Source organism: Roseovarius spongiae (assembly GCF_003651245.1).
In the GTDB taxonomy this organism is placed as follows: Bacteria; Pseudomonadota; Alphaproteobacteria; order Rhodobacterales; family Rhodobacteraceae; genus Roseovarius; species Roseovarius spongiae.
This window is the reverse complement of sequence record NZ_RAPE01000003.1, coordinates 450,281-467,143: the sequence shown is the minus strand read 5'-3', so window position 1 is coordinate 467,143 and position 16,863 is coordinate 450,281. Positions and strand designations below refer to the sequence as shown.

The 16,863-nt window shown below is 68.6% G+C and carries 15 protein-coding genes; 14 read left to right on the top strand and 1 reads right to left on the bottom strand.

What is annotated here, in order from left to right; all coding sequences use genetic code 11:
* Nucleotides 1-48 precede the first annotated feature (48 nt).
* The 14 genes from D6850_RS13515 to D6850_RS13450 all read left to right on the top strand — a co-directional run bounded on the left by D6850_RS13515 (nucleotide 49) and on the right by D6850_RS13450 (nucleotide 16,460).
* The gene (locus D6850_RS13515; RefSeq protein WP_166434070.1) at nucleotides 49-1,122 is read left to right on the top strand and encodes a mandelate racemase/muconate lactonizing enzyme family protein; all 1,074 of its coding nucleotides are present in this window, start codon (nucleotides 49-51) and stop codon (nucleotides 1,120-1,122) included.
* Nucleotides 1,119-2,267, top strand: a complete 1,149-nt coding sequence (locus D6850_RS13510) for a M20 family metallopeptidase (protein ID WP_121167774.1) — start codon at nucleotides 1,119-1,121, stop codon at nucleotides 2,265-2,267. Before D6850_RS13515 ends, D6850_RS13510 begins: the two co-directional genes overlap by 4 nt.
* A complete protein-coding gene (locus D6850_RS13505) occupies nucleotides 2,264-3,079 on the top strand; it encodes a carbon-nitrogen hydrolase family protein (RefSeq protein ID WP_121167772.1) in 816 nt (271 codons plus the stop codon). Before D6850_RS13510 ends, D6850_RS13505 begins: the two co-directional genes overlap by 4 nt.
* A 3-nt stretch (nucleotides 3,080-3,082) precedes the next feature.
* Nucleotides 3,083-4,219, top strand: coding sequence for a M24 family metallopeptidase (locus D6850_RS13500; RefSeq protein WP_121167770.1), 1,137 nt, complete (start codon nucleotides 3,083-3,085; stop codon nucleotides 4,217-4,219).
* 146 nt (nucleotides 4,220-4,365) lie between these two features.
* Nucleotides 4,366-5,280 (top strand): LysR substrate-binding domain-containing protein, encoded by a 915-nt coding sequence (locus D6850_RS13495; RefSeq protein ID WP_121167768.1) that lies wholly within the window; start codon nucleotides 4,366-4,368, stop codon nucleotides 5,278-5,280.
* 69 nt (nucleotides 5,281-5,349) lie between these two features.
* Nucleotides 5,350-6,906, top strand: a complete 1,557-nt coding sequence (locus D6850_RS13490; RefSeq protein ID WP_166434069.1) for an FAD-dependent oxidoreductase — start codon at nucleotides 5,350-5,352, stop codon at nucleotides 6,904-6,906.
* Nucleotides 6,907-6,950: 44 nt separating this feature from the next.
* Complete coding sequence (locus D6850_RS13485; RefSeq protein ID WP_121167764.1) at nucleotides 6,951-8,516, top strand: ABC transporter substrate-binding protein; 1,566 nt, start codon at nucleotides 6,951-6,953, stop codon at nucleotides 8,514-8,516.
* Between the two features lie 83 nt (nucleotides 8,517-8,599).
* On the top strand, nucleotides 8,600-9,556 hold the full coding sequence (locus tag D6850_RS13480; protein ID WP_121167762.1) for an ABC transporter permease: 957 nt from the start codon (nucleotides 8,600-8,602) through the stop codon (nucleotides 9,554-9,556).
* A 4-nt stretch (nucleotides 9,557-9,560) separates the two neighbouring features.
* The gene (locus tag D6850_RS13475) at nucleotides 9,561-10,394 is read left to right on the top strand and encodes an ABC transporter permease (RefSeq protein WP_121167760.1); all 834 of its coding nucleotides are present in this window, start codon (nucleotides 9,561-9,563) and stop codon (nucleotides 10,392-10,394) included.
* The gene (locus D6850_RS13470; protein WP_121167758.1) at nucleotides 10,391-11,368 is read left to right on the top strand and encodes an ABC transporter ATP-binding protein; all 978 of its coding nucleotides are present in this window, start codon (nucleotides 10,391-10,393) and stop codon (nucleotides 11,366-11,368) included. Before D6850_RS13475 ends, D6850_RS13470 begins: the two co-directional genes overlap by 4 nt.
* The gene (locus tag D6850_RS13465) at nucleotides 11,365-12,360 is read left to right on the top strand and encodes an oligopeptide/dipeptide ABC transporter ATP-binding protein (protein ID WP_121167756.1); all 996 of its coding nucleotides are present in this window, start codon (nucleotides 11,365-11,367) and stop codon (nucleotides 12,358-12,360) included. Before D6850_RS13470 ends, D6850_RS13465 begins: the two co-directional genes overlap by 4 nt.
* On the top strand, nucleotides 12,357-13,100 hold the full coding sequence (locus D6850_RS13460; RefSeq protein WP_121167754.1) for an SDR family NAD(P)-dependent oxidoreductase: 744 nt from the start codon (nucleotides 12,357-12,359) through the stop codon (nucleotides 13,098-13,100). Before D6850_RS13465 ends, D6850_RS13460 begins: the two co-directional genes overlap by 4 nt.
* A 23-nt stretch (nucleotides 13,101-13,123) precedes the next feature.
* A complete protein-coding gene (locus D6850_RS13455) occupies nucleotides 13,124-15,157 on the top strand; it encodes an NADH:flavin oxidoreductase (protein WP_121167752.1) in 2,034 nt (677 codons plus the stop codon).
* 13 nt (nucleotides 15,158-15,170) lie between these two features.
* Nucleotides 15,171-16,460: an NAD(P)/FAD-dependent oxidoreductase gene (locus D6850_RS13450; RefSeq protein WP_121167750.1), complete on the top strand. Its 1,290-nt coding sequence runs from the start codon at nucleotides 15,171-15,173 to the stop codon at nucleotides 16,458-16,460.
* 56 nt (nucleotides 16,461-16,516) lie between these two features.
* Here the strand turns inward: D6850_RS13450 and D6850_RS13445 are convergent, their stop codons facing one another.
* Nucleotides 16,517-16,861: a RidA family protein gene (locus D6850_RS13445; protein WP_121167748.1), complete on the bottom strand. Its 345-nt coding sequence runs from the start codon at nucleotides 16,859-16,861 to the stop codon at nucleotides 16,517-16,519.
* Between the last annotated feature and the right edge of the window lie 2 nt (nucleotides 16,862-16,863).

Below are 16,863 nucleotides of genomic sequence, written 5' to 3'. Positions count from 1 at the left end.
CAATACATTGGCGGCCATCGGCGCGCGGGCATGAACAGGATCGCCGTCATGAGGGTCTGGCGCGCGGATCTTGCGCTCGGGATCGGGCTGGAACATGCCTCTGCCTCGGAAAGCGCGCTTGAGGAAGTGTTCCTCGGGATCGAAACCGCTGACGGGATCACCGCGCTGGCGGAAGTCAGGGGCAACGGCGCCTATGCGACCGGCGCCGATACCGCGACCATCCTGCGGCAAACGCAGGAGATCGTTGCGCCGGCGCTGCTGAACTGCGCGTTGGACGAGGCGTCGCAGCGGCTCGGGTCGTTACCGGTCGCGCCGCTGGTCAGCGCGCTCGCGGATAGCGCGCTCCATGACGCGCGGGGCCGGGCGACCGGGCAGCCGATCTGGCGGCTGCTGGAGGGGCGCGGGGCTGCGTCCATCCCGGTTCATGCGCAGATCGGTTTCTGCACGGCCAAAGAGGCGGTGATCCGGGCGCGGGCGGCGGCGCGTGCGGGATTCCGCCGCCTCAAGCTGCGCGTCGGGCGGCCCTCGCCCGAGGCGGATATCGCCGTCATCTACGCCATCCGCGAGGCCGTGGGCGAGCGCATGGCCATCGCCATCGACTGCAACGGCGGCTGGGACGTGGAAACGGCGGGGCGGGTCCTGCGCGCGATCGAACCCTGCGCCGTCGCCTGGGCCGAGCAGCCGACGCCGGCGGGCGACGACGACGCCCTGCGCCACGTCCGCGCGGCGACCGTCATCCCCATCATCGGCGACGAGGCGATCCGCTCGGGGCGCGACATCGACCGGCTGGCGCGCGCGGGCGCCATCGACGGCGTGCACCTGAAGCTCGAGAAGGCCGGGACCGTCGCCGCGCTGATCGGGCTTGTCGAGCGGGCGCGCGCGGCCGGCCTTACCGTGTTTCTCGGCCAGATGGACCAGGGCCGCCTCGGGAGCAGCATGACCACCCATCTCGCCGCCGGGATCGAGGCGGACGCCTACGAGCTTTGGGGCTTTCAGAACGTGACCGCCGATGTCGCCACGGGGCTGGACATCCGCGATGGCGCAATGATCGTGCCGCAGGGTGCGGGCAACGGGATGGAGGTCGACATGACGAAACTCGAGCTAGTGGGAGAATTCGGATGAGCGAGGTGGTGGAGCTGTTGCGCGATCTGGTGCGGGTTGACACGACCAATCCGCCGGGGGCCGAGGTCGCGGCGGCGAACGTGCTGGCCGGTTGGCTGGACGCGCGCGGCATAGAGTGCGAGATCGACGAGTTCGAACCCGGCCGCGCCAACCTCTTCGCCGAAGTGCAGGGCGCGCGTCCCGGCCGGTCGGTGATGTTCAACACCCATCTCGACGTCGTCCCGGCGGGCGATGGCTGGACCCATCCGCCCTTTGCCGCCGAACTGGTGGACGGCGTGATCTGGGGCCGGGGCGCGGCGGATTCCAAGGGCAGCCTGGCCGCGATGGCGGTGGCGCTCGCGGGGTTCGCGTCCGACCGGTCCGGCTTTGCCGGCAGCGTGCAACTGAGCGCCGTCGCCGACGAGGAGGCCGACAGCCGCGGGGCCAAGCTATTCCTGGCGGGTGGGCGCCGCCCGGACGCCGCCATCGTCGGCGAGCCCACCAATCTTGGCCTGATGGCCGCGCACAAGGGCAGCCTGCGGCCAATCGTCGAGGTGACGGGCCGCTCCTCGCACGCCGCGCTGCCGCAGTTCGGCGTCAACGCGATCGAGGGTGTGGCGCGCCTGCTGTCGAGCCTCGACGGGCTGCGCGGAAGGCTGGCGGCGCGCGCGCATCCGCTGGTCGGGGCGCCGTCCATCGTTCCCGTGCTCATCGAGGGCGGCGAGGCGCCCAACATGGTGCCGCAGGCCTGCCGCGTCACCTTCGACCGCCGCATGGTCCCCGGCGAGACCGAGGAAGAGGTCACCGCCGAAATCCTCGCCTGGCTGGCGGCCTTCAACGAGGCCGGATCGGACGCCGCCGCCAGCATCGTCGATCTCGCGCCAAGCACGGGCGGGCCGACCGAGACGCCGGCGGACCATCCGTTCGTGCGCGCCTGTCAGGCCGCGCTTGACGGGATCGGCCTGCCAAGCGCGCTTTCGGGGCTGATCGTCAATTGCGACATGAGTTCCTTCCGCGGCGCCGGCGTCCCGACGGTGGTGTTCGGCCCCGGCAGCCCGGATGTCATGCACGTGCGCGATGAGCATATCGCCGTCGCCGCGCTCGAACAGGGTGTGCGCGCGTTCGACGTCATGGCGCGGCGCTGGCTGGAAGGGGACGCGGCATGAGCGCGCAACGCATCGCCGTGGCGCAGGCGCCAAGTCTTCCGGGCCAGCTCGATCACAATGTCGGGCAGGCGGTCGGCCTGATCTCCGCCGCCGCTGACGCCGGCGCTGGTATCGTCGTGCTGCCGGAACTGTTCCTGAGCGGCTACGACCCCGCCGGCATCGCCCGCGATCCGGCGGCGCATGTGGTCTCGGCCGAAGACGCCCAGTGCCGGCGGATCGCGGACAAGGCGGCCGCACGCGGCATCGCCGCCATCGTCGGCGCGGCGGTCGAGACGGGCGCGGGCGTCGCCAACGCCGCCATCGTCTTTGCCCCGGACGGGCGGGTCGTGCATGTCTATGCCAAGGCCAAGCTATGGGGCGAGGAGGCCGAGGTCTTCGCCCCCGGCGCCGGTCCCGTGGTGGTGGACCTTGCGGGCACGCGGGTCGGCATGTCGATCTGCTTTGACGCCGGGTTTCCCGAACACATGCGCGCCCTGGCGCTGGCGGGCGCCGATATCATCGCCTGTCCCGCCGCCTTCGCCGTGGGCGCGGAGCGCCGCCGCTACGAGACCTATTTCCCGTGCCGCGCGCTTGAAAACACCGTCATGATCGCGGTGTCGAACGCGATCGGCGCGCAGGGCGGGCTCGAGATGTTCGGCGATAGCGTGCTCTTCGGCCCGCGCGGCGATGAACTGGCGCGCGTGCGCGAGCCGACCGGCCTTGCCGCCGCGGCCATCGACATGGACGCGATCGCCAGCGCGCGCGGGGATCTGCCTTACCTCGCGCTTGTCGACAAAGACCCCGTCGAAGTTCCCGTCATCAACTGGAGGTGAATCATGGCCCCGGCATTTCCGAAGAACGAATACACGTCCCGGCAGGATCGGTTCCGCAAGGAACTCGAGAGAGCGGACCTCGACCTCTGCGTCGTCACCGCGCCCGAGAACGTCTGCTACCTGACCGGCCACGCGACGCCCGGGTATTACACCTACCAGGCGCTGGTCTTTCCCGCGAACGGCGATCCGGTTCTCATCATGCGCGAATCCGAGCTCATCAACGCCGAGGAAAGCACCTGGTTCAAGGCCGATCAGTTGACGGGCTATCGCGACGAACTCGATCCCATCGAGGTGACGGCGCAGGTCATCCGGGCGGCCGGCAAGGCGGAGCGCATCGGCTTTGACTCGCGCTCGTGGTTCCTGCCGCCCGCGCCCTATCAGAAGCTGCTGGAGGAGGTGAAGCCGCAGGAAACGGCGAGCATCGACGCCGCGCTCGGCCGGTTGCGCCTGGTCAAGAGCGCGGCCGAGATCGAGTCCATCCGGGGAGCCGCGCGCATCGTCAACCACGCCGCCAGGGCGGCGGTCGAAGCCATCGCGCCCGGCGTGCGCGAGCGTGACGTCGCCGCCGTGATGTTCGACCAGATGGTGCGCGAGGGGTCCGAGTTCCTCGGGATGGAGCCGTTCGTCGCGTCCGGCCCGCGCAGCGGCAATATCCACGCCACCTGGACGGATCGCGAAATCCGTAACGGAGAGCCGGTGCTGATCGAACTCGCGGCGACCCGCAACCGCTACCACGCGGTGCTGATGCATACGGCGCAGGTGGGGCGGCTGCCCGACGATCTGCAACAGGTCGCCGACGCCTGCGCCCGGGCGCGCGACGCCACCATCGCCGCGATGCAGCCGGGAGCGAGCGCGCAATCCTGCCACGAAGCCTGCGTGGGCGCGATCGATGCGGACGGGCTGATGGAGTACTACCGCAAGCGCACCGGCTATTCCGTCGGCATCGCCTTCGCCCCGGACTGGGGCGAGGGCGGGTTGCTCAGCCTCGGCTATGGCGAGACGACGCCGCTCGAGCCCGGGATGGTGATGCATGCCGTCCCGGCGATCCGCATCCCCGGACGGGGCGGCGTCGGGCTGAGCGCGACGGTGCTGATTACCGAGGACGGGCCCGAGGTGCTTACCCGCATCGACGCGCCGTGACGCCGGGCGGGTGAAACCGCCGTTGGCGGCCTTGTCGGCGCAGCTTGACATCGCGGCGTGATCCGAAAACCCTGCGGTTGCCGCCGCCGGGCGCATGCCGCTATGCGGGCGGCGGACGGGCTGGACAATCCTCGGGAGGCTTTGCCATGCGCTGGCGTCAGTTGACGGCATTCCGCGAAACGATGATCACCGGCACGGCCAGTGGCGCGGCCGATATCATGGGCATTTCCCAGCCCGCCGTCAGCCGGCTCATCGACGCGCTCGAGGAATCGGTGGGGATCACGCTGTTCGACCGGCGGACCGGACGGATGGTGCCGACGGTCGAGGCGCGGATTTTCTTCGCCGAGCTGGAAAAGACCTTTGCCGGGTATGACAAGCTTGTCGCGACGGCGCAGGACATCAAGCAGGGCCGCAAGGGCAGCCTGCACATCGCCTCAATGCCCGCGCTTGGCCTGAACTTCCTGCCCGACGCGCTGACCGAGTTTTCGCGCCTCCAGCCGGACGTCAAGATCCGCTATGACCTGCAACTGTCCATGCGGGTGGAAGAGTGGGTTTCCTCCCAGCAGGTGGATCTGGGTCTTGCCGAATTCCCCTTCCAGCGCGCCGGGATCGAGCGCGAGGAATTCTGCGAACTGCCCTATGTCATGGCGCTGCCGCAGGATCATCCGCTCACTGCAGAGCCCGTGATCCGGCCCGGCGACCTGCACGGCGTCCGCATGGTCAGCCTGAGCGCGGAAACGGTGGCGCGCCGGCTGATGGTTGCCTGCCTCGCCGATGCCGGGGCGACGCCGCAAGTGGTGTGCGAAACGACCTACGCCGCCGGGGTCTGCGCGCTGGTGCAGCGCGGGCAGGGCGTCGGGCTGGTCGATCCCTTCACCGCCAGCGATTTCGCCGGGCAGGGCGTCGTCTTTCGCCGGTTCGAGCCGGAGCTGACGTTTCATGTCGGCATCCTCTATCCGCGCCACCAGCCACGGTCCCGGACCGCCGGCGAATTCCTGCGCGTGCTGCGCGCGCGGCGCAACGGACTGGTCCGCAAGATCGACGCGCTCCTCGCGGTATAATGTTTTATTATACGCACCGAACGGGTAGTAATTTGACCGAGCGGCGCGCGCGACAGCATGATGATGCGCATGAATGCGCCTTCACCCAGGTTGGACGATCCGGGCTCGCTTGACGGGCGGGTCTTCGACGTCGTCGTCATTGGCGGCGGCATCGTCGGCGCCAGTTCGGCGCGCGAGGCGGCGGCGGCCGGGTACTCGGTGTTGCTGGTCGAGAAGGACGACTTCGGTTCAGGCTCCACCAGCCGGTCGAGCCGGCTTCTGCATTGCGGCTTGCGGTACTTCGAGGCGCCCCGGCCGATGCGCCATTTCGCACGGCACCCGGGCCGCCTCGTCACGTCGTTGCGCATGGCGCGCGCCGGGATGCGCGAACGGCGCGAGATGGTGCTGACCGCCCCCGAGAGGGTGCGTCCGCTCGATTTCTTCTTTCCGGTTTACGACGACAGCCCCTATGCGCCCTGGCAGCTCGATCTCGCTTTCGGTCTGTTGCGGCGGCTGGCGCCGGGCGACGTGCCGCTGGACTACCGGCGGATGCGCCGTGCGGAGGCGCTGAAGCAGCCGATGGTCGCGGCGCTGGCGCATCCCGACCGGCTGCGCGGCGTCGCGCGCTTTACCGAATACCAGTTCGACTGGCCCGAACGGATCTGCATCGACGCGGTGCTGGACGCCGAGGACGCCGGCGCGGTCGCGCTGAACTATACACAGGCGACGCTGGGCGCGATCAGGGACGGGGTCCGCAGCGTTGCGCTGGCGGGGCGGAACGGCGCGGTGGCCGAGGTCGGCGCGCGGCGCGTGCTGACGATGTCGGGCATCTGGATCGACCGCGTTCTCGGCGCGACCGATGCGCCCCCGCGCCGGCGGGTCTTTGGCACCAAGGGGGCGCATATCGTCATCCGCCTGCCCGAGGAGTACCGCAACCAGGGCATCACCACGATCAACAGCCAGGGCGAGCCCTTCTACTGCATCCCCTGGCACGGCCTGCATTACATCGGCCCGACCGAAACGCCATATGACGGGGATCTCGACGATATCCATGTCGATGCGGCCGATCTGGAGTTCCTGCTGTCCGAGACGGATCGGCTGTTTCCCGGCCTTGGCGTCAGCCGGGCCGACGTTCTGCGCACATGGGCCGGGGTGCGGCCGCTGACCTATCACCCCGCCCATCCGAAGGGAAATCGCGACCGGGTGCTGCATGATCTGGGCCGCGAGGGTCTGGATGGCGTCTACGCGATGACCGCCGCCCCGGTGATGAGCCATCGCGGCTCGGGGCGGATGGTGGTCGAGAAGCTGCGCGCCTCGCTGGCGCCCAAGAGCGACGGCGCGACCCTCGCCTACAGGCCGCGCCTGCCGCTGGCCAAGAGCAACAGCGCGCGGCTCGCGCCCGATATGGCCTACACGCTGGCGGACGTGCGCCACGCGGTGCGCCGCGAACATGCGCGCACGCTGATGGACGTGCTCTATCGGCGCAGCGGCATCGGCCTGCGCCATGACGTCACCGACGACCAGATCGCCCGGACGGCCGATGTCATGAGCGAGGAAATGGGCTGGTCCGACGCGCAGCGCGCGCGAGAGATCGAGAGCTACAAGGCGGACGTCGCGCATCTTTTCGGCGTGCCCGGGCGCGCCTGAGAATCCTGTCACCAACAACCGACACGCAAAAGGGGAGAGAAGACATGACCAACACGAAAACCACCATCAGCCGCCGCGCGGTGCTGAAATCGGGGGCCGCTGCGGGCACGCTGGCGATGCTGCCGCTATGGGCGGGCAGCGCACAGGCGGCGTGCAGCACGCTGCGCGCAGGCATCACCGGCTATAACGTCATCAACACGCTGGACCCGGCGCAGACGACGTTGATCCCCGAGGCCTATGTCGTCTGGGGGCTGTTCAACTGCCTGCTGAAATTCGACGAGAACATGAACATCGTGCCCGACCTCGCCGAAAGCTATGAAAGCGTCAGTCCCACCTTGCTGCGTTTCAAGCTGCGCCAGGGCGTCAAGTTCCATGACGGGGTCGAGATGACCTCGGCCGATGTCAAGTTCACGCTTGACCGTCTGCGGGACGACGCGACCGGCTCGCCCCACCAGTCGAAGTTCAAGCCGATCTCGGAGATCCGCACGCCGGACGACTACACCGTCGAGATCGAGACGGCCGAACCCTTCGCGCCGATGCTGAGCTACCTGACCAACACCCGCACGGGCAGCCAGATCGTGCCGATGCACCTGCTGAAGGACGGCACGCCGGATGACTTCGCCACCAATCCCGTCGGTACCGGCCCGTTCAAGATGAAGTCATACGAGCCCGGCGCGAGGATCGACCTTCTCGCGCATGACGAGTATTTCGAGGACGGCCTGCCGAAGGTCGAAGCCGTGGAGATCCCGCTCATCGCCGAGGAAACCGCCGGCGTGACCGCGCTTCTGGGTGGCAGCATCGACATCACCAGCACTGCGCCCTTCGCGGACATTCCCGATCTCGAACAGGACGACCGCGCGCAGGTTCTCAAGACGCCGGGCACGAGCACCCGCTTCGTGAGCCTCAACAACAAGGTGGCGCCGTTCGACGACGTGCATTTCCGCCGGGCCTGTTCCTTTGCGTTCGACCGGCAGGCGATGGTCGATGTGGTGCTCTTCGGCGAGGGGCGCGTTTCCAACGGCATCATCCCCAGCTCGATCTCCTGGGCGGCCACGCAGGAGCGCCCGCCGGAAATCGGCCTGAACCCCGAGAAGGCGCTCGAGGAGCTGGAGAAATCGAAATACGGCAAGGGCGCCGAGGCGACCGTGCTGACCTGGGGCTCCGGCTGGTGGAAACGCTTTGCCGAGGTCTTCGTGTTGCAGGTCAACGACGTGCTGGGCGTCAATTTCAAGGTCGAGGTGTCGGATTCCGGCACCGTCTACCAGCGGATGCAGACAGGCGACGTGCAGGCGTCGATCTGGGGCTGGCTCGGCCTTGTCGATCCGGATGAATACGCCTACGAGGTCTATCACACCAACGGGTCGCGCAATTACGAGAACTACTCGAACCCCGAGGTGGACAAGCTGCTGGAAGAGGCGCGGCGCACGATGGATCAGGGTCCGCGCGGCGATCTCTACCGCCAGGCCGAGGCGCTGGCGATCGAGGACTGCCCCGTGCTGCCCTGCTTCGAGAGCAACGTGCACAACCTTCTGGCGCCCAAGGTCAGTGGTTTCGTGCAGCGGCCCTACTCGGGCTTCGGCGCGCAACTGGCCGAGGTTTCCGACTGCTGAGCGCGGCCGCGCATCCTGCGATCCGCATCCCCCGCGCGCCAGCCGCGCGGGGGATGCGCTGACATCTGACTGAAAGACGCTTCATGCCATCTGGCCTCAAATATCTCCTGACGCGGCTTGCCGGTTCGTTGGTCACGATGCTGATCGGCACCATGGTCGTGTTCTTCGTGATGAAGCTCGCCCCGGGCGATCCGGCGCTGGTGGTGCTGGGCGACTTCGCGACCCCCGAAAGCATCGCAGCCTTCAACGCGAAGCATGGGCTCGACGCGCCGCTGATGGTGCAGTACCTGAACTGGCTGGGCGGGCTGGCGCGGCTGGATTTCGGCGACTCCCTGTCGGTGTCCAGTGGCGAAGACATTGCGGCGCTTCTGATGTTCCGGCTGCCCAACACGCTGTTCATCGGGATTTACGCCATCCTCATCGCCGTCCTGCTGTCGCTGGTCCTTGGCACGCTGGCGGCGGTCAACCGGGGCAACGCCATCGATACCGGCGCCACGTCGCTGGCGGTGCTGGGGGTGTCGATGCCGGATTTCTGGTTCGGCTACATGCTGATCCTGGGCCTGTCGATCGGGCTGGGTCTGTTCCCGTCCTACGGGTTCGCCCCACCGTCCGAGTCGGTTCTCGGCGCGCTGCATTCGGGCTTTCTGCCCGCGCTCGCCATCGCGGCGCCGATGGCGGCGGTGTTCACCCGCACGCTGCGGACCGCGCTGATCGAGAACCTCGACCGCGAACACGTGACCGTCGCCAAGGCGCTGGGCCATCCGCCGCGGTTCCGCTTCCTTCATCATGTTTTCCGCAACTCCGTCATACCGTTCATCGTCGTGATCGGGCTGCAGGTGCGTTACCTGCTGGGCGGCGTCGTCATCATCGAGCGCATCTTCGGCATCAACGGCGTCGGTTCGCTCATGGTGGAGGCCGCCTTCGCGCGCGATTACTTCGTGGTGCAGGCCTGCGCCGTGGTGTTCCTGGCGATCGTGCTGGCGGTCAACTACATCGTCGACCTGATCTGCATCATGCTCGACCCCAGACGCGCGAGGTGATCCCATGAAGCTCACAGCATTGATGCAGAACCGCACGGCGCTGGCCGGATCCGCGATCACCGCGCTCTTCATCGTGGTCATCATCGTCGGCCCGATGATTTCGCCCTGGGGGGTAGACAAGCACGATTTCCTCAGCGTGCTGAAGCCGCCCTCATGGGAGCATCCCTTCGGCACCGACAGCCTTGGCCGCGACGTGCTGACCCGCGCGCTGGCGGGGGCGCGGGTGTCGCTCATGATCAGCGCCTCGGGCGTGCTGGCGGCGATGGCGCTGGGGATCACGACCGGGCTCTTCGCGGGATATCTGGGCGGCTGGTTCGACGCGGTGGTGATGCGCGTGGTGGACCTGTTCTTCGCCTTTCCCGCCTTCGTGCTGGCGCTGTTCCTGATGGTCGCGCTGGGCTACGGCGTCGTCAACGTGGCGCTGGCGATCATGCTGGTCTACATGCCGATCTTCGCACGGCTGACGCGCAACACCACCGAGGTGGTGCGCGACGACGCCTATGTGCAGGCGGCGCGCATCATGGGCCAGGGCACGCCGCGCATCCTGTTCCGCGAGATCCTGCCCAACATCTCGGCCCCGATCATGGTGCAGGCCAGCATCGCCGTGGCCTTTGGCATCATCATCGAAAGCGGCCTGTCGTTCATCGGCCTCGGCGTGCAGCCGCCGACGCCCAGCCTCGGCGTCATCATGGCCGACGGACAGGAATATTTCCGCCGCGCGCCCTGGGTGCTGACGATGACCGGGCTGACCGTGACCACCGCGCTGCTGGCGCTGAACCTGCTGGGCGACGGGCTGCGCGACCTGGCCGACCCCCGGCTGAAAGCGAGGGACTCATGACTGTGCCGCTTCTGGAGATCGCCAATCTCAACGTGAAGTTCCGCTTGGGCGCGGGCGACCTGCCGGTGTCCTCGGACGTCAGCTTCACGCTCGACAAGGGCCGCGTCCTCGGTCTCATCGGCGAAAGCGGCTCGGGCAAGACGATCACCTCGAAGGCGATCCTGCGCCTCTTGCCCGCGGGCGGCGAGATGAGCGCGGACCACATCCGCTACAACGGGCGCGACATCGCCGCGCTGCCGCCGCGCGAATTCGACCGGCTGCGCGGCGCGGACCTCGCGATGATCTTCCAGGACCCGGTGGGCAGCTTCAACCCGGTCAAGACCGTCGGCTGGCACTTCCGCAAAGTGGGCCGGCTGCATCCTGGGGGCCATGGCGGGATCATGGCCGACGCGGCCGAGGCGTTGCGGCAGGTCGATATCGCCGACCCGAAGACGACCCTTGGCAAATATCCGCACCAGCTGAGCGGCGGCATGCTGCAACGCTGCCTGATCGCGCTGGTCATGTTCTCCAAGCCCTCGCTCATCGTGGCGGACGAGCCGACGACCAATCTCGACAACCTCGTGGAGCGCCAGATCATCGACCTCTTCGACAAGCTGCGCCGCGAGGTCGACGCATCGTTCATCTTCATCACCCACGACATGACCATCGCCGAACAGGTCAGCGACAGCATCATCGTGATGTATGCCGGCCAGATCGTCGAGCAGGGGCCGACCGAGGCGCTGATGCGCGACCCCCGCCACCCCTACACCCAGGGGCTGGTCAAGACCGCGCGCGAACTGGAGGGCGACGTCGAGAAGCTGACGGAGATTTCGGGCGAGGTCGGCACCGGCGCCTGGCCCGAGAACCGCTGCCGTTTCGCGCCGCGCTGCCCGCTTTATGACGCGGCCTGCGATCACGCCATCGCATTGCATCACGTAAAGGAGCACGGCGAAGTGCGCTGCATCAAGGCGAACCGGTCGGAGGACGCGATATGACGGCCAGCGCCGATACCCGCGCCATGACCGGCGCAACCGATCCCTGCCTGCGCTTCGAGGACGTGGTCGTCAGCTTTACCGCCGGCGCCGGGCTGGTTTCGCGCCTGCGCGGAAACATGACGCAGTTCAACGCCGTCGATCATGTCGACCTGGCGGTGCGCCGCGGCGAGATCCTCGGCGTGGTGGGCGAATCCGGCAGCGGCAAGACCACGATCTGCAAGGCCGCGCTCGGGCTTCACTCGATGGCGGGGGGGCGGGTCACGCTGGATGGCGCGCCCTTCGATCTGAGCAGCGGCGCGATGCAGATGGTGTTTCAGGACCCGCTCTCGTCGCTAAATCCGCGCCAGACCGTGGCCGAGGCGCTGGCCATCCCGCTGCGCCTGCACGGGCTTGCGGGCAAGCGGGACATGCCGGCCGCGATAGATGCGCTGCTGGCCGATGTCGGGCTTGGCGCGCAGTTCCGCAACCGTTTCCCGCACGAATTGTCGGGCGGCCAGTTGCAGCGCGCCGCGATCGGCCGCGCGCTCGCCACGCGGCCCCGCGTTCTCTTTGCCGACGAGGCGGTGTCGAAGCTCGACGTGTCGGTGCGCGCGCAGATCCTGAACCTGCTGAAGAGGCTGCGCGACACCCACGATCTGACCATCGTTTTCGTCACCCACGACCTGCACGTCGCGCGGTTCCTGTGCGATCGGATCGCGATCATGTATTTCGGCAAGCTGCTTGAGGTCGGCCCGACGCGCGAGGTCTATGCCGACCCGAAACACCCCTATACGCGGGAACTGCTGGGCACGCTCGACCGGCAGCGCGACGCCGAGGTCAGCACGCGCGACATCTTCAATCCGCTCACCGACGACACCCGCGCCTGCCGCTACCTGGGCCGCTGTCCGCACGCGATGGAGGTGTGCGCCACGGTTCATCCCGATCATCGCCGGGTCGGGCGGGAGCACCTTGCCGCGTGCTACCTCTATGAGAACGAAGGAGGCGACGAATGAGCCAGCGACGCACCGCACTTGTCACCGGCGCCGGGCGCGGGATCGGCGCGGCGATCGCCGCTCAGTTCGTCGCCGACGGCCACGCCTGCACCATCACCGGCCGCGCGGCGGAGCGGCCGGAGGGGCTCGACGACGCGATCGGCTACATGCAGCTTGACTATCTCGACGCCGCCTCGGCCGCGCGCGCCGCCGCCGAGGCCGGCGAGCGGCTTCGCCCCGACATCCTCATCAACAACGCCGGGATCAACCGCAAGGCGGCGATGGTCGAGACCGGCGACGACCTGCTGGCCGAGATGATGACGGCCAACCTCACCGGCCCCTACGCGCTGACGCGCGCCTGCCTGCCGCACATGCTGGCGCAGGGCTGGGGGCGGATCGTCAACGTCACCTCGATCTGGAGCGTGCAGGGCAACGCCACGAACACCGTCTATTCGGCGTCGAAATTCGGCGTCGACGGGCTGACGGCGGCGCTGTCGGCGGAGGTCGCGCACCGGGGGGTGACGGTCAACGCGGTCGCGCCCGGCTATACCATGACCGAGGCGCTGCGCGCCTCCTACACGCCCGAGAAGATCGCCACCGTCGCGTCCCACGTCCCCGCCGGCCGCCCCGGCGCCCCCAGCGAGATCGCCGCCGTCGTGGCGTTTCTCGCGAGCGAGGGGGCGAGCTACGTCACCGGGCAGAACATCGCGGTCGACGGCGGGCTGACGCGCAGCGCCCAGCCGCTGCTGCGTCCCGACTGAACCCCGCCCTGAAAGGACGCGCCATGAACGACACGGCCCCGAGCACGCCGAAGGATCCGCTGCTCCAGCCCCTCAAGATCGGCAACCTGACGATCCGCAACCGGATCATGTCGACCAGCCACGCCTGCGGGTTGCAGGTGGACGGTTACCCGCAGGAGACCTACCAAGCCTATCACGAGGAAAAGGCGAAGGGCGGCATCGGGCTGTCGATGTTCGGCGGCTCGTCCAACATCGCGCCCGACAGCCCCAACATCTTCAGCCAGATCAATGTCGGCGAAGACGGCGTCATCCCGCACCTGCAACGCTTCTCCGAGCGCATGCACGCCCAGGGCGCGGCGCTGATGTGCCAGATCACCCATCTCGGGCGGCGCGGCGATCCTTACCAGGGCGATTGGCTGCCGGCGATCGGACCGTCGCCCCTGCGCGAGACGCTGCACCGCGCCATCCCGCGCGAAATGGACCGCCACGACATAGACCGCGTCATCGCCGCCTACGCGGCGGCGGCCAGGCGATGCGAGGAGGGCGGCCTCGACGGGATCGAGACGCTGACCGGGGGGCATATCCTCGGCCAGTTCCTGTCGCCGCGCACCAACCAGCGCAGCGACGAGTTCGGCGGCAGCCTGGAAAACCGGATGCGCCTGACGCTGATGGTGCATGACGCCATGCGCGAGGCGGTCGGCGCGGATTTCCTGATCGGCATCCGCTGGGTGGTGGACGAAGGGCCCGACGGGATGCTCTCGCCCGAGGAAAGCGCGCGGGCCGCGCAGATGTTGCAGGCCGCCGGGGGCGCGGATTTCTTCAACGCGATCTACGGCTCCATGGACACGATGCGCGCGCTGACGATGGAGAACATGCCCGGCATGGGCACGCCCATCGCGCCCTGGGTCGAGCATGTCGGCCGCTTCAGGCGCGAGGTGGGCCTGCCGGTGTTCCACGCGGCGCGCATCTCGGACCTCGCCTCGGCCCGGCACGCGGTGGCCGAGGGGCATATCGACATGGCCGGGATGACCCGCGCCCAGATCGCCGACCCGCACCTGGTGGCCAAGCTCGCCGCGGGCGAGGAAGACAGGGTGCGCCCCTGCGTCGGCGCGCAGCATTGCCAGTCGCAGTATCGGCCGAAATGCCTGCATAACGCGGTGACGGGGCGTGAGACGATCCTGCCCCATGACGTGCGCCCCGCGGACAGCCCGCGCCGCGCGGTCGTCGTCGGCGCCGGACCCGGCGGGCTCGAGGCGGCGCGCGTGCTGGCCCTGCGCGGCCATGAGGTCAGCGTGCACGAGGCCGCGGGCCAGGCCGGCGGGCAACTCGTGCTGGCGTCGAGCGGCTGGCGGCGCGACATCACCGGTATCATCGACTGGCGCCTGGCCGAGCTTGAGCGCGCGAACGTGCCGATCCACTACAACGCCTTCATGGAGGCCGCCGACGTGGCCGCGCTGAATCCCGATCTCGTGATCCTCGCCACTGGCGGGTTGCCGCAGACCGGGTTCGGCCCCGGCGCGGATCTCGCGCTTTCGGCCTGGGACGTGATCGGCGGTCAGGCGAAACCCGCGCCGCGGGTGCTGGTCTGGGACGGCACGGGCCGCCACCCCGCGCCGATGGCCGCGAAGCTCGCGCAGGAGGCCGGCTCCGAGGTGGTCTTCGCCACCATCGACGCAGGCGTCGCGCAGGACCTCACCTATGCCGAGACGACCCGCTGGCGCACCGAATTCTCGCGCGCCGGGCTGGCGCCGCTCACCGATCTGCGGCTGGTCTCGGTCGCGCGGGCGGCCAACCGCCTGACGGCGACCCTGCTGAACGAACTGACCCGCGAAGAAATGCGGATCGACGTCGACCAGGTGGTCGTGGATATGGGAACCGTGCCCGACAACGAAATGTTCGACGCCCTGCGCATTGATGCGGCAAACGACGGCGTGACCGATATCGGCGCACTGATCGACCGCCGCCCGCAGCCGCGCGGACGCGCGGGGTATGAACTCCACCGCATCGGCGACGCGCAGGCGAGCCGCAACGTCCACGCCGCCATCTACGACGCCTTCCGCCTGTGCCATATCGCTTGAGACGAGTATCGCCATGATCGCCAACGAAATCCCCGGCATCGCCAATTCCGTCTGGACCGCCACCGCCAACCCGACCCCCGATTTCCCCGCGCTCAGGGGGCGGGCGGAAACCGATGTCGCGGTCATCGGCGGCGGCTATACCGGCCTGTCGGCGGCGCTGCACCTTGCCGAAAGGGGGGTGAGCGTCACGCTGCTGGAATCGGAAACCCCCGGATGGGGCGCCTCGGGGCGCAATGGCGGGCAGGTCAATCCGGGGCTCAAGGAAGATCCCGACACCGTGCGCGTGCGGTTCGGCGTGGAGATGGGCGAGCGGATGATCGCCATGTCGGGCGCCTCGGGCGATCTGGTCGCCGACCTGGTGCGCCGTCACGGGATCGACTGCGGGTTCGCGCAGAAGGGCTGGGTGCAGCCCATCCATGACGACGCGGCGATGAAGACGGTGAGCGAACGGGTCGCGCAATGGACCCGCCGCGACGCGCCGATGCGGCTGCTTTCACGCGACGAGGCCGCCGATATCCTCGGCAGCACGGCCTATCAGGGCGCGATGATCGACGAACGCGGCGGCAAGCTGCACCCGCTCAACTATGCGATCGGCCTTGCGCGCGCGGCGCGGGACGCCGGCGCGGTGCTGCACAGCCACAGCCGGGTGAGCGAGATCCGCCGCGACGGCGCGGGCAGCACGATCGTCACCGCCGAGGGGCAGCTCTCCGCGCGGCGCGTCTTGGTCTGCACCAACGCCTACACGGGCGACCCCACCCCGCGCCTCGCGCGCACGCAGGTTCCGGTCCGCTCGATCCAGGTCGCGACCGATCCGCTGGGTGACGATCTGCGCCGCAGCATCCTGCCGCGGGGGCATTCGGCCTCGGACAGCCGGCGCCTGCTGCTCTACTTCCGCTTCGACGACGAGGGCCGCTTCCTGATCGGCGGGCGCGGCGATTACTCGGAGCGCGGCGTAGAGCGCCAGTTCGCCGCGTTGCGCCGGGCGGCGGCGGTGATCTATCCGCAGCTTGCGGATATCGAGTGGCGCTACGCCTGGGGCGGGTTCGTGTCGATCACGACCGACCACTACCCGCACCTGCACCGGCTGTCGGACAATGCCATGACCGCGCTCGGCTACATGGGGCGGGGTGTCGCGATGGCCACGGCGATGGGGCGGGAACTGGCGGACTGGGCCGCGGGAACGCCCGCGGAGGAGCTGAATTTCCCGGTCACGCCCATGCGCCCGATCCCTTTTCACTTCCTGCGCAAACCCGCGGTCGCGGCAGCCGTCACCTGGGCGCGGTTCCGCGACGTCTGGGGCTGAGGGGCGCGCGCCGGGTCACACCCGGCGCGCGCCGACGCTTGGTCGGGCTCCGCTCCTTAGCGGACCGCCGAGACGACCACCTCGATCAGCACGTCCTTGCCCAGCTCGGCCACGCCGATAGTGGCGCGCGTCGGCAGATCGCCCGCGTCGAGCCATTCGAGCCACGCGTCGTTCATGCCTTCCTTCTGGTCGAAATCGGTGATGTAGAGCATGGCCGTCACGAGACGTTCCTTGGATGAGCCGACCTCGGCCAGCAGCTTGTCGATCTTGGCGCAGATCTGGGCCGTCTGGCCTTTCATGTCCTGGCTCAGGTCATCGGCGATGAGGCCGCCGAAATGCAGGATGCCGCCGGCTTCGACAACGCGGTGGTTGATACGGGTGGGAATGTGGCGTTTCAGCATGT

Bases quoted from the DNA above. Each gene is read 5' to 3' on its own strand.
- D6850_RS13490 (WP_166434069.1), top strand. From the start codon at position 5,350: ATGAATGCGCCTTCACCCAGGTTGGACGATCCGGGCTCGCTTGACGGG.
- D6850_RS13465 (WP_121167756.1), top strand. From the start codon at position 11,365: ATGACGGCCAGCGCCGATACCCGCGCCATGACCGGCGCAACCGATCCC.
- D6850_RS13455 (WP_121167752.1), top strand. From the start codon at position 13,124: ATGAACGACACGGCCCCGAGCACGCCGAAGGATCCGCTGCTCCAGCCC.
- D6850_RS13510 (WP_121167774.1), top strand. From the start codon at position 1,119: ATGAGCGAGGTGGTGGAGCTGTTGCGCGATCTGGTGCGGGTTGACACG.
- D6850_RS13460 (WP_121167754.1), top strand. From the start codon at position 12,357: ATGAGCCAGCGACGCACCGCACTTGTCACCGGCGCCGGGCGCGGGATC.
- D6850_RS13475 (WP_121167760.1), top strand. From the start codon at position 9,561: ATGAAGCTCACAGCATTGATGCAGAACCGCACGGCGCTGGCCGGATCC.
- D6850_RS13485 (WP_121167764.1), top strand. From the start codon at position 6,951: ATGACCAACACGAAAACCACCATCAGCCGCCGCGCGGTGCTGAAATCG.
- D6850_RS13445 (WP_121167748.1), bottom strand. From the start codon at position 16,861: ATGCTGAAACGCCACATTCCCACCCGTATCAACCACCGCGTTGTCGAA.
- D6850_RS13495 (WP_121167768.1), top strand. From the start codon at position 4,366: ATGCGCTGGCGTCAGTTGACGGCATTCCGCGAAACGATGATCACCGGC.
- D6850_RS13450 (WP_121167750.1), top strand. From the start codon at position 15,171: ATGATCGCCAACGAAATCCCCGGCATCGCCAATTCCGTCTGGACCGCC.
- D6850_RS13480 (WP_121167762.1), top strand. From the start codon at position 8,600: ATGCCATCTGGCCTCAAATATCTCCTGACGCGGCTTGCCGGTTCGTTG.
- D6850_RS13500 (WP_121167770.1), top strand. From the start codon at position 3,083: ATGGCCCCGGCATTTCCGAAGAACGAATACACGTCCCGGCAGGATCGG.
- D6850_RS13515 (WP_166434070.1), top strand. From the start codon at position 49: ATGAGGGTCTGGCGCGCGGATCTTGCGCTCGGGATCGGGCTGGAACAT.
- D6850_RS13470 (WP_121167758.1), top strand. From the start codon at position 10,391: ATGACTGTGCCGCTTCTGGAGATCGCCAATCTCAACGTGAAGTTCCGC.
- D6850_RS13505 (WP_121167772.1), top strand. From the start codon at position 2,264: ATGAGCGCGCAACGCATCGCCGTGGCGCAGGCGCCAAGTCTTCCGGGC.